The 617-nt window shown below is 70.2% G+C and carries 1 protein-coding gene; it reads right to left on the reverse strand.

All coding sequences use genetic code 11. The annotated features are described in order from the left end of the window. Window positions 1-66: 66 nt before the first annotated feature. On the reverse strand, window positions 67-617 hold a 551-nt coding region (locus tag AC5RWT_RS37945), incomplete at its 5' end, for a FadR/GntR family transcriptional regulator (protein WP_494084700.1).

The raw sequence follows: 617 nt of genomic DNA on the forward strand, positions 1-617 counted from the left end.
GTCTGCTGCCGCTTCCGTCCCGAGGCAGCTGGTGCAACTTCCTGTCGGTCAGACCGGTCCAGGGGGTCAGTGGCCGGCTTCGCGGTCAAGCCGGTGGCGGGAATTGACCAGATGGGTGCGCATCGCGGCCGCCGCGGCCATGGCATCGCCGGTTTCCACTGCGGCCAGCACGGACGCATGTTCGGCCGCCACGGCCGAAAGGCGGGAGGTTGCGGCTCCGGATCCGCTGGCCTCCAACCGGTAGCGCGGCATGGCGATCATGGTCGGGCCCAGGGCCGCAATCGCGTCCAGCATGAACGGGTTGCCACTGGCTTCGGCTATGGTGCGGTGAAACTCGAAGTCGTGGGCCAGGGCCGCGGCAGGGTTGGCGTCGGAGCGGGAAAAATCCTCGAGTGCAGTACGCAGGGCGGTTAGCTGCCGGTCGGTCCGGCGCGCGGCGGCCAAGCCTGCGGCTTCACTTTCCACACCGGTGCGGAATTCCACCAGCGCCCTTCGGTCCTCGAGCGTCCGCACGGGCCGCAGGCCCCGGGGTCCCTCCGGTTCGGCCGGTGGTGTCAGGGCAAAGCTGCCGCTGCCGCGCCGGGTATGCACAAGCCCCTCGGCCTGCAGCCGGGTGA

The organism is Arthrobacter sp. Dra40 (assembly GCF_059091905.1).